The organism is Streptomyces sp. KR55 (genome assembly GCF_052245645.1).
Taxonomy (GTDB): Bacteria; Actinomycetota; Actinomycetes; order Streptomycetales; family Streptomycetaceae; genus Streptomyces; species Streptomyces flavusporus.
The window spans coordinates 16,669-27,605 of sequence record NZ_JBQQCE010000075.1 but is presented as its reverse complement, the minus strand read 5'-3'; the positions used below and the strand labels follow the sequence as shown (position 1 = coordinate 27,605).

Annotated in this window: 6 protein-coding genes and 1 pseudogene; 6 read left to right on the top strand and 1 reads right to left on the bottom strand. The window is 70.1% G+C overall.

The genetic code is table 11. The features are described 5' to 3' along the window. A pseudogene (locus tag ACTWQJ_RS13900) lies at positions 1 to 2,289 on the top strand (hypothetical protein); the annotation flags it as partial. A gap of 19 nt (positions 2,290 to 2,308) precedes the next feature. Here the strand turns inward: ACTWQJ_RS13900 and ACTWQJ_RS13895 are convergent. After that, positions 2,309 to 3,202: a helix-turn-helix domain-containing protein gene (locus tag ACTWQJ_RS13895; protein ID WP_443306942.1), complete on the bottom strand. Its 894-nt coding sequence runs from the start codon at positions 3,200 to 3,202 to the stop codon at positions 2,309 to 2,311. 169 nt (positions 3,203 to 3,371) lie between these two features. Here ACTWQJ_RS13895 and tkt point away from each other — a divergent pair, with 169 nt between their 5' ends. From tkt to pgi, 5 genes are read left to right on the top strand one after another with little or no spacing between them, the layout of a single operon-like run. Continuing rightward, positions 3,372 to 5,447, top strand: a complete 2,076-nt coding sequence (gene tkt, locus ACTWQJ_RS13890) for a transketolase (RefSeq protein ID WP_443306941.1) — start codon at positions 3,372 to 3,374, stop codon at positions 5,445 to 5,447. A 19-nt stretch (positions 5,448 to 5,466) separates the two neighbouring features. Further along, the gene (tal, locus tag ACTWQJ_RS13885) at positions 5,467 to 6,612 is read left to right on the top strand and encodes a transaldolase (protein WP_443306940.1); all 1,146 of its coding nucleotides are present in this window, start codon (positions 5,467 to 5,469) and stop codon (positions 6,610 to 6,612) included. Beyond that, positions 6,609 to 8,252, top strand: a complete 1,644-nt coding sequence (gene zwf, locus ACTWQJ_RS13880) for a glucose-6-phosphate dehydrogenase (RefSeq protein WP_443306939.1) — start codon at positions 6,609 to 6,611, stop codon at positions 8,250 to 8,252. Before tal ends, zwf begins: the two co-directional genes overlap by 4 nt. Further along, entirely contained in the window at positions 8,249 to 9,187 is a 939-nt protein-coding gene (gene opcA, locus ACTWQJ_RS13875; protein WP_443306938.1) for a glucose-6-phosphate dehydrogenase assembly protein OpcA, read from the top strand. Before zwf ends, opcA begins: the two co-directional genes overlap by 4 nt. Beyond that, on the top strand, positions 9,180 to 10,826 hold the full coding sequence (gene pgi / locus ACTWQJ_RS13870; RefSeq protein WP_443306937.1) for a glucose-6-phosphate isomerase: 1,647 nt from the start codon (positions 9,180 to 9,182) through the stop codon (positions 10,824 to 10,826). The genes opcA and pgi overlap by 8 nt, the downstream gene beginning before the upstream one ends. Positions 10,827 to 10,937 lie beyond the last annotated feature (111 nt).

Below are 10,937 nucleotides of genomic sequence, written 5' to 3'. Positions count from 1 at the left end.
GTGGGCTCCGTGCAGCCCGACCGGCTTGCCGAGTTCCTCCTCGTCGCGGCCTGCGACGAGGAGGACGATCTGCTGACCCGGATCGTGTCCGCCGCGGCGCACTGCGGCGATCCCGGGCAGGCGGCGTACTTCGCGGCCCATCCCGACCAGGGTGACGCCCCGGCGTTCAACCAGATGATGGCACTGCGGGAAGCCGTACGTGCCGCGAGGTCGCAGGCGGGCTTCGGGAATCCCGTGCGTCCCCTGCTGGACCAGATCGAGCGCACCGCGAGCCGGCCGGTGATCTCCGACGAGACGCTGGCCTGGACTGTCGCCAACGTCCGAACGCTGCCCTCCTCGGGAAGACGGCAGATGGTCGAGGAGCACGCCGACGGCAGTCGCACGATCACCAGTGTGCTCGACGAGGCCTCGGCCGCCCTGGAGGTCGCCGGGCATCGCCGCAACGCACACGCCTTCGCCGGACGCGACGAACGACAGCAGGGCTTCGTGCACATGATGCACTCCCTGAGTCTGTCCCAGCTCGGGCGACCGGAGGAAGCGCTGGAGCTCAGCGTGCGGGCCGCCGAGTGCTTCCGGTCCGCGCCGGGCAGCGAGGCAGAACTGGCCATGGAGTTGCACCGGCAGGCCCGACTGCTGCTCGAACTCGGCCGGAACGACGGGGCCGTCGAAGTGCTGCGCGAGGAAGTGCGGCTGCGCACAGCGGATGAGCCCGCTCTCCGTACGGCCCTGGACGTGCTGATCCTGACCCTGTGCCGGGCGGGCCGATTCGCCGAGGCCCGCCCTTATGCCCGTCAGGAGATCGAACTGCTGGGCCGGTCGGCCACGGGCGACGATCCGGGCACGGCACGGTCCTACCTGATCTCTCTGGGCCGCTATCTCGAGATCCTCTGCGATACGGGCGACCTCGCCGAAGCTCCGGACTGCTGCACCCGGGCGGAGACCTTCCTCACCCGGCTCCCCGCTTCGGTCCTTGACGAACTGGCCGCCGAACGCGCCCTGTTCGCGGACGCGCGGGCCAGGGCTCTCAGCGATGCCGGTGATCAGGCCGGCGGTGTCGCGGCGTGGCTGGAAAGCGCCGAGCTGTGGCAGCGGCTCGACGGGCCGTACCAGCAGTACGACCCGGTGGTGCGCGCGGTCATGGGTCTCAACAACGCCGGCGTCGGTCACGCCGCTCTCGGCGACCGCGCCGCGGCGGTCGCCGTCCTGCGGGAGGCCCTGGAGCTGGCGCTCGGCGAGCGGGGGGAGCCGCTGCGCCGGACCCGGCCCGAACTGTACGAGCAGGTGCACGCCACCTGTGTCGGCTATCTGGTCGGCGTCGGCCGGCTGGAGGACGCCCTGCGCGAGGCGGAACGTCTGTGGGACCGTCCGGCGCCGTCCTCGACCCCCCTCCCGCCCCACTTCGCGAACAGTCTCCGCGAGACGGCGTTGGCCTTCGCCCGCAGAAGGCGCCTCGGCGAGGCGACACGGGCCAGCCGCATCGCGGTGGGGACGCTGGAGGCGCTCGACCCGCCCGCCGACGACCACCATCTGTCGCTGCTCCTCGCCACGACCCTCGCCGACCATGCCGCCAACCTCGCCGAAACCGGGGAACACACCGAGGGCGCCGAAACCGCCGCCCGGGCCGTCCGCATCTGGCGCCGCCTGTGCGCCGGACAGCCGGGGCTGCGGATCAACTGGGCGACCGCCCTCGCCAACCAGGCCATGTGCCTGCACCTCGACGCCCGGCACACCGACGCCGCCCACGCCTTCGGGCAGGCGGCTCAGGTGCTGCGCGAAGTGACACGGGACTCCCCACAGGACCGCCCGATGCTGGCCGACATGCTGGCGAGCCAGGGAGCCTGTCACTCGGAGGCGGGCGACCACACGGCGGCCGCACTGGCCCGGACCGAGGAGGCCATGCTCCGTTCGGAGTTGTGGGAAACCGACCCCTCGACCGGTCCCCGGGTGGCGCGGGCCCACACCGAACTCGCCCTGGTGCTCCAGAAGATCGACCGTCTGCCGGAGGCGTTGGCGGCCGCGAAGCAGGCCCTCGGCATCTACCACCACCTGTACGGCTCCGAGCCGGGCGGCAACTGGCCCGAGGTCGCCCGCGCTCTCATGGTCTGCGGGACCACTCTGCTGAAGAGCGGCAGGGCGGCGGAGGCCGTGGCACCCTTCCTGAATGCCTGCAGCATGGCCCTGGCAGGAGGCGACAGGGACATGGCCGACTCCTGCCAGTCCGCCATCGACCTTGCGCGAGCCGTGGATCCCGCGGGAGTCTCCGCCGAGATGAGACGCCTGCTGGGATGAGCCCTCCCTGCTCGACCCTTCAGCGCAGCTCCGCCCGGAACACCGCCGGTGTCATGTCCGTGTGCTGGTGGAAGAACTTGGAGAAGTTCGCCGCGTCGGGGAAGCCGACCGCCGCGCCGACACGGCCGATGGGCAGGTCGGTGTGGGCGAGGAGGCGTTTGGCTTCCAGGATCACCCGCTTGTCGATGAAGGCCTTCGGTGTCTCGCCGGTGGCGGCGCGGACCGCGCGGACGAGGGTGCGGCGGGAGTAGCCGAGGGCATCGGCGTAGGCGCTGACGCTGTGGTTGGTGGCGAAGCCCTGCTCGACCGCGTCGCGGAAGAGGGTGAAGGTGGTGTCCGCCTGCTGCCGGGCCGCCTCCGCGGAGCTGGCCGCGAGATGCGCGAGGCGCAGCAGGAACGCGGTCAGGGTGTGGCGCAGGACGGCGGTGTGCAGGCTGAGCGGGAGGGTCTCGGTGTCCTCGTACTCGCGTTGCAGCTGGGCGAGGGCCGCGCGCAGGGCGGCGAGCTGGGCCTCGTCGGGGTGCAGCAGGGGCGGCAGGTCGTAGCGGTACAGGCCGGTGGCCTCGACGGTGGCGCGCGGCAGGAAGCCGGGCTGCATGGCCAGGACGATTCCGCGGTACTCGCTCATATCCGTGAAGCGGTGCACCTGTCCCGGGCGGATCCACAGCACGTCGCCGGCCGTCGCCTCGTACTCGGCGAAGTCGATCATGTGGCGTACGGGTCCGTCGTTGAAGATCATCACGATGTGGAAGTCGATGCGGTGGATGCGCTCCAGCGGCGCCTCGGCGTGCCAGGTACGGCCCTCGCCCATCGGGCCGACCTGTACGCCCACACCGGAGACGCTCCGCTCCACCGGGAAGGGAAACGTTCTGATCCCGCCGTCGTCTTCGTCTTGGATGGTTATGCCTGCCATGTCCTGCTCGCGCCGCCTTGTCTCGCGCTGTACTGGTCTCCGTGTCCCACTTTCACCACAGGCTGGCACACCCGGACCTTCCCGCGAAAAAGTCAGACTTTTAAAGTCGAACGCGTCCGACCAGCTGAAACGCTGGTTCCGATAACCTTTTGAAGAGGACTGCCTACAGATGAGCACGCAGACACCCGACAGTCTCGAGTGGACCGACCTCGACCGGCGTGCCGTCGACACCGCCCGTCTCCTGGCGGCCGATGCCGTACAGCAGGTCGGGAACGGCCATCCCGGCACCGCGATGAGCCTCGCCCCGGCGGCGTACACGATCTTTCAGAAGGTGATGCGACACGACCCCGCCGACCCGGAGTGGACGGGCCGTGACCGCTTCGTCCTCTCCCCCGGCCACACCTCGCTCACCCTCTACACGCAGCTCTTCCTCGCCGGGTACGAGCTGGAGCTCGACGACCTGAAGGCGTTCCGCACCCACGGGTCGAAGACCCCCGGTCACCCCGAGTACGGGCACACCGCGGGCGTGGAGACCACCACCGGCCCGCTCGGCCAGGGCGTCGCCAACGCCGTCGGCATGGCGATGGCCGCCCGCTACGAGCGCGGCCTGTTCGACCCCGACGCACCGGCCGGTGAGTCCCCGTTCGACCACACCATCTGGGCGATCGTCTCCGACGGGGACCTGGAGGAGGGCGTCTCCGCCGAGGCCTCCTCCCTGGCCGGCCACCAGAAGCTCGGCAACCTCGTCTTCCTCTACGACGACAACCACATCTCCATCGAGGGCGACACCGCCACCGCCTTCTCCGAGGACGTGCTGAAGCGGTACGAGGCCTACGGCTGGCACACGCAGCGCGTCGAGCCCGCCGAGAGCGGCGACATCGACGTGGCCGCGCTGTACGCGGCGCTCAGGACGGCGCAGGCCGAGACCGAGCGCCCCTCCATCATCGCGATGCGCACGATCATCGCCTGGCCGGCGCCGAACGCCCAGAACACCGAGGCCTCGCACGGCTCCGCCCTCGGCGAGGACGAGGTCGCGGCCACCAAGCGCGTGCTGGGCTTCGACCCGGCGAAGACCTTCGAGGTCACCGACGAGGTCCTCGCCCACACCCGCCGGGCCCTCGACCGGGGCGCCGACGCCCACGCCGCCTGGGACAAGCGGATCGCCGCGTGGCGGGACGCCAACCCTGAGCGCGCCGCCGAGTTCGACCGGATCAGCAAGGGCGAGCTGCCCACCGGCTGGGAGGAGAAGGTCCCGGTCTTCGAGGCGGGCAAGGCGGTCGCCACGCGTGCCGCGTCCGGCAAGGTGCTGCAGGCGCTCGGCGCGGTCATCCCCGAGCTGTGGGGCGGCTCCGCCGACCTGGCCGGCTCGAACAACACCACCATCGACAAGACCTCGTCCTTCCTGCCGAAGGGCAATCCGCTGCCGGAAGCCGACCCGTACGGCCGTACGATCCACTTCGGCATCCGCGAGTTCTCGATGGCCGCCGAGATGAACGGCATCGCCCTGCACGGCAATACCCGTATCTACGGCGGCACGTTCCTGGTGTTCTCCGACTACATGCGCAACGCGGTGCGCATGTCCGCGCTGATGCAGCTTCCGGTGACGTACGTCTGGACGCACGACTCCATCGGCCTCGGCGAGGACGGCCCCACCCACCAGCCCGTCGAGCACCTGGCCGCCCTGCGCGCCATCCCGGGCCTGAACATCGTGCGCCCGGCGGACGCCAACGAGACGGCGATCGCCTGGGCCGAGATCCTCAAGCGGCACGCCACCCACCCCGCCCCGCACGGCCTCGCGCTCACCCGGCAGGGCGTACCGACGTACGAGCCGAACGAGGACGCGGCGCGCGGCGGTTACGTGCTGTTCGAGTCCTCGACCGGGACTCCGGACGTGATCCTGATCGCCACCGGATCCGAGGTGCAGCTCGCCGTTGCCGCGCGGGAGCAGTTGGAGGCCGAGGGGATCGGCGCCCGGGTGGTGTCGATGCCGTCCGTGGAGTGGTTCGAGGAGCAGCCCCGCGAGTACCGCGAGAGCGTCCTTCCGCCGTCCGTGAAGGCGCGTGTCGCTGTCGAGGCGGGGGTGGGCCTGACGTGGTACCGCTTCGTAGGTGACGCAGGACGCATCGTCTCCCTCGAACACTTCGGCGCCTCCGCCGACGCGAAGACCCTGTTCACCGAGTTCGGCTTCACCGCCGAGAACGTCGCCGCAGCCGCCAGGGAATCGCTGGCTGCCGCGCGTGGTTGATCCGATCGCCAGAAAGAAGATGATCACTGTGACCGAAGCATCCGCCACCGCGGGAGCCCTCAAGCGCCTCTCCGACGAGGGCGTGTCGATCTGGCTGGACGACCTGTCGCGCAAGCGCATCACGTCCGGCAACCTCGCCGAACTCATCGACACGAAGCACGTCGTGGGCGTCACCACCAACCCGTCCATCTTCCAGGCCGCCATCGGCTCCGGTGAGGGCTACGAGGAACAGCTCACCGACCTCGCCGTGCGCGGCGTCACCGTCGACGAGGCCGTCCGTATGATGACCACCGCCGACGTCCGCGCCGCCGCCGACATCCTGCGGCCGGTGTACGACGCGACCGGCGGCCGGGACGGCCGGGTCTCCATCGAGGTCGACCCGCGCCTCGCCCACAACACGGCGGCCACCATCGCCGAGGCCCGCCAGCTCGCCTGGCTGGTCGACCGCCCCAACGTCATGATCAAGATCCCGGCGACCAAGGCCGGCCTCCCGGCGATCACCGAGGTCATCGGCGTCGGCATCAGCGTCAACGTCACGCTGATCTTCTCGCTGGAGCGGTACCGCGAGGTCATGGACGCCTACCTGGCCGGCCTGGAGAAGGCGCAGGCGGCGGGCCTGGATCTGTCCGCCATCCACTCCGTGGCGTCCTTCTTCGTCTCCCGGGTCGACAGCGAGATCGACAAGCGCCTGACGCTGCTGGGCACGGACGAGGCCCTCGCGCTCAAGGGCCGGGCGGCGCTCGCCAACGCGCGGCTGGCCTACGAGGCGTACGAGGAGGTGTTCGCCGGTGAGCGCTGGCTCGCCCTGACCGGCTCCCGCGCCAACAAGCAGCGCCCGCTGTGGGCCTCGACCGGCGTGAAGGACCCCGCGTACAAGGACACCCTGTACGTCGAGGACCTGGTCGCCCCCGGCACGGTCAACACGATGCCGGAAGCCACGCTGAACGCCACCGCCGACCACGGCAACATCCACGGCGACACGGTGACCGGCGGCTACGCGCAGGCCCGCGCCGACCTCGCCGCCGTCGAGCGGCTCGGCATCTCCTACGACGAGGTCGTCCAGCAGCTGGAGGACGAGGGCGTCGCCAAGTTCGAGGTGGCCTGGCAGGACCTGCTGGACGCCGTCACGAAGTCACTGACCGGCAAGGGGGTTGACGGGGAATGACCGAGAAGCTTTCCGAAACGTCGGCTGTGGAGAACGAGGTGACCGAGGTGACCGAGCCTCAGGAGCCCGGAGCTCAGCAGCCCGAGGCGTCCCCGCAGGGGATCGCCGCCCCCGCCTCCGACTGGTCGAACCCCCTCCGCGACCCCCGAGACCGCCGCCTCCCCCGGATCGCCGGCCCGTCCGGCCTCGTCATCTTCGGCGTCACCGGCGATCTGTCCCGCAAGAAGCTGATGCCGGCCGTCTACGACCTGGCGAACCGCGGCCTGCTGCCGCCGGGCTTCTCGCTCGTCGGGTTCGCCCGCCGGGACTGGGAGGACCAGGACTTCGCGCAGGTGGTGCACGACGCGGTGCGCGAGTACGCCCGTACGGAGTTCCGTGAGGAGGTCTGGCAGCAGCTGGCCGAGGGCATGCGGTTCGTCCCGGGCGACTTCGACGACGATGATGCGTTCAAGCAACTGCGCAGTTCCATCGAGGAGTTGGACGCCTCCCGGGGCACCAGCGGCAACTACGCCTTCTACCTCTCCGTGCCGCCGAAGTTCTTCCCGAAGGTCGTCCAGCAGCTGAAGAAGCACGGGCTGGCGGGCGCGCCCGAGGGCTCCTGGCGCCGCGCGGTCATCGAGAAGCCGTTCGGCCACGACCTGAGGTCGGCCGAGGAGCTGAACAGGATCGTGCACGACGTGTTCGAGCCGGACCAGGTGTTCCGTATCGACCACTACCTCGGCAAGGAGACGGTCCAGAACATTCTGGCGCTCCGCTTCGCCAACCAGATGTTCGAGCCGATCTGGAACCGCAGTTACGTCGACCATGTGCAGATCACGATGGCCGAGGACATCGGCATCGGCGGCCGCGCCGGCTACTACGACGGCATCGGCTCGGCCCGTGACGTGATCCAGAACCACCTGCTCCAGCTGATGGCGCTCACCGCGATGGAGGAGCCCGCCTCCTTCGACGCCGCCTCACTGCTCATGGAGAAGCTGAAGGTGCTGAAGGCGGTGAAGCTGCCGGGGGACCTCGGCAAGCACACCGTGCGCGCCCAGTACGCGGCCGCCTGGCAGGGCGGCGAGAAGGTGCGCGGCTACCTCGAGGAGGACGGTATCGACCCGGCCTCCATGACCGACACGTACGCCGCGATCAAGCTGAACGTCGACAACCGCCGCTGGGCGGGCGTCCCCTTCTACCTGCGCACCGGCAAGCGGCTCGGCCGCCGCGTGACGGAGATCGCGGTCGTCTTCCAGCGCGCCCCGCACTCCCCCTTCGACTCCACGGCCACCGAGGAGCTGGGCCAGAACGCCATCGTCATCCGGGTCCAGCCGGACGAGGGCATGACGGTCCGGTTCGGTTCGAAGGTGCCGGGCACGTCGATGGAGATCCGGGACGTGACGATGGACTTCGCCTACGGCGAGTCCTTCACGGAGTCCAGCCCCGAGGCGTACGAGCGGCTCATCCTGGACGTCCTCCTGGGAGATGCCAACTTGTTCCCCCGCCATCAGGAAGTGGAAGAGTCCTGGAGGATCCTCGACCCGATCGAGGAGTACTGGGCGACACACGGCAGGCCGGCGCAGTACACGTCGGGCAGCTGGGGCCCCGAGGAAGCCGACGAGATGCTCGCACGAGACGGACGGAGCTGGCGCAGGCCATGAAGATCGACCTGACCGACACCACGGCAAGCAAGATCAACAAGGCGCTGGTGCAGGGTCGCCGCGCCATCGGTACGCCCGCGGTGGGCATGGTCCTGACGATGGTCATCGTCACGGACGAGGAGAACGCCTACGACGCGATCAAGGCGGCCGAGGAGGCCTCGCACGAGCACCCCTCGCGCACCCTGGTCGTCATCAAGCGACACGCCCGCACCCCCCGGGACCGCACCCATTCCCGCCTCGACGCCGAGGTCCGGGTGGGCGCGGACGCCGGAACCGGCGAGACGGTCGTGCTGCGGACTTACGGCGAGGTGTCCGACCACGCCGACTCCGTCGTGCTGCCGCTGCTGCTGCCGGACGCGCCGGTCGTCGTGTGGTGGCCGGTGGATGCGCCCAAGGTGCCCGCCAAGGACCCGCTGGGGGCACTCGCCCAGCGCCGGATCACCGACATGTACGCCGTCGAGACGCCGCTGGCCGCACTGGAGGACCGCCTCCACTCGTACGCGCCCGGTGACACCGACCTCGCGTGGACCCGGCTCACGCCCTGGCGTTCGATGCTGGCCGCCGCTCTGGACCAGGCCAAGCTGCGGATCACCTCGGCGGCCGTGGAGAGCGAGGCCGACAACCCCAGCGCCGAGCTGCTGGCCCGCTGGCTGGAGGCCCGGCTGCACGTCCGGGTCGACCGCGTGGAGACCGCGGGTCCGGTCGTCACCGGCGTACGGCTGGGCACCGAGACCGGCGAGATCGTCATCGACCGGCCCGAGGGCCCGCTGGCCACGCTCACTCTGCCGGGCCAGCCGTCGCGCACGCTCGCGCTGAAGGTGCGCCCCACCTCCGAACTCATCGCCGAGGAGCTGCGGCGCCTCGACGCCGACGAGATGTACGCCGTCGCCCTGCGGGGCGAGGGCACCACCAAGGAGACCCCCTCCCATGTCTGACCAGCCCTTGCTGACGCGGCGGCCCGAGTGGACCGCCCTGGAGGACCACCGCGCGGACGCGCTGCAACGCCCGCGGCTGCGCGAGCTGTTCGCGGCGGATCCCGGGCGCGCGGAGCGGTACGTCGTGCGCGTCGGCGACCTGCGCATCGACTACTCCAAGCATCTCATCACCGACGAGACGCTCGCCCTGCTCCAGGAACTCGCCACCGCCATCGATGTGTTCGGGCTGCGCGACGCCATGTTCCGCGGTGAGCGGATCAACATCACCGAGGACCGCGCCGTGCTCCACACCGCGCTGCGCGCCCCGCGGGACGCGGTGATCGAGGTCGACGGCGAGAACGTGGTCCCCCAGGTCCACGCGGTGCTCGACAAGATGAGCGCCTTCGCCGACCGGGTCCGTTCCGGGAAGTGGACCGGCCACACCGGCAAGCGGATCAGGAACGTCGTCAACATCGGCATCGGCGGCTCGGACCTGGGCCCGGCGATGGCGTACGAGGCGCTGCGCGCGTACACCGACCGCTCGCTGACGTTCCGGTTCGTGTCGAACGTGGACGGCGCCGACCTGCACGAGGCGGTGCGGGACCTGGACCCGGCCGAGACGCTGTTCATCGTCGCGTCCAAGACGTTCACCACGATCGAGACGATCACCAACGCGACCTCCGCCCGCTCCTGGCTGCTGGCCGGGCTCGGCGGCGAGGAGAAGGCGGTCGCGAAGCACTTCGTCGCCCTGTCCACGAACGCCGGGAAGGTCACCGAGTTCGGCATCGACCCGGACAACATGTTCGAGTTCTGGGACTGGGTCGGCGGCCGCTACTCGTACGACTCGGCGATCGGCCTGTCCCTGATGATCGCGATCGGCCCGGAACACTTCCGGGAGATGCTCGACGGGTTCAGGGTCGTCGACGAGCACTTCCGCAGCGCGCCCGCCGAGGCCAACGCCCCGCTGATCCTGGGCCTGTTGGGCGTCTGGTACGGCAACTTCTTCGAGGCCCAGTCGCACGCGGTGCTGCCGTACAGCCACTACCTGTCCAAGTTCACGGCCTACCTGCAGCAGCTCGACATGGAGTCCAACGGCAAGTCGGTGGACCGGGGCGGGCACACCGTGGGCTGGGAGACCGGCCCGGTGGTGTGGGGCACGCCCGGCACCAACGGGCAGCACGCCTACTACCAGTTGATCCACCAGGGGACGAAGCTCATCCCGGCCGACCTGATCGGGTTCGCCCGGCCGGTCGCCGAGCTGAGCGACGAACTCAGGGCGCAGCACGACCTGTTGATGGCGAACCTGTTCGCGCAGGGACAGGCGCTCGCCTTCGGCAAGACCGCCGAGGAGGTGCGCGCGGAGGGCGTGCCCGAGGAGCAGGTGCCGCACCGCACCTTCAAGGGCAACCACCCGACCACCACGATCCTGGCCGCCGAGCTGACCCCGTCGGTCCTCGGCCAGCTGGTCGCGCTGTACGAGCACAAGGTGTTCGTCCAGGGCGCGATCTGGAACATCGACTCCTTCGACCAGTGGGGCGTCGAACTCGGCAAGGTCCTCGCCAAGCGCGTCGAGCCCGCCCTCACCGAGGGAGCTGACGTGCCCGGCCTGGATCCCTCCACCGCCGGGCTCGTAGCCGCATACCGCGAACTCAGGAATTGAATCCTCACCCTCGCGAAGAGGGTGATTCCTGGCTCACACAGCCCAGCGGCAAACAGCGTTCCCGCCAGGTCTTACGCGATCAGCGCCAGCCGGGTCGAAACCTGCCCGGCA

What these genes read in the sequence shown, in the direction of transcription:
- opcA (WP_443306938.1), top strand. Translation starts at nt 8,249, where the DNA reads ATGAAGATCGACCTGACCGACACCACGGCAAGCAAGATCAACAAGGCG.
- tkt (WP_443306941.1), top strand. Translation starts at nt 3,372, where the DNA reads ATGAGCACGCAGACACCCGACAGTCTCGAGTGGACCGACCTCGACCGG.
- pgi (WP_443306937.1), top strand. Translation starts at nt 9,180, where the DNA reads ATGTCTGACCAGCCCTTGCTGACGCGGCGGCCCGAGTGGACCGCCCTG.
- ACTWQJ_RS13895 (WP_443306942.1), bottom strand. Translation starts at nt 3,202, where the DNA reads ATGGCAGGCATAACCATCCAAGACGAAGACGACGGCGGGATCAGAACG.
- tal (WP_443306940.1), top strand. Translation starts at nt 5,467, where the DNA reads ATGATCACTGTGACCGAAGCATCCGCCACCGCGGGAGCCCTCAAGCGC.
- zwf (WP_443306939.1), top strand. Translation starts at nt 6,609, where the DNA reads ATGACCGAGAAGCTTTCCGAAACGTCGGCTGTGGAGAACGAGGTGACC.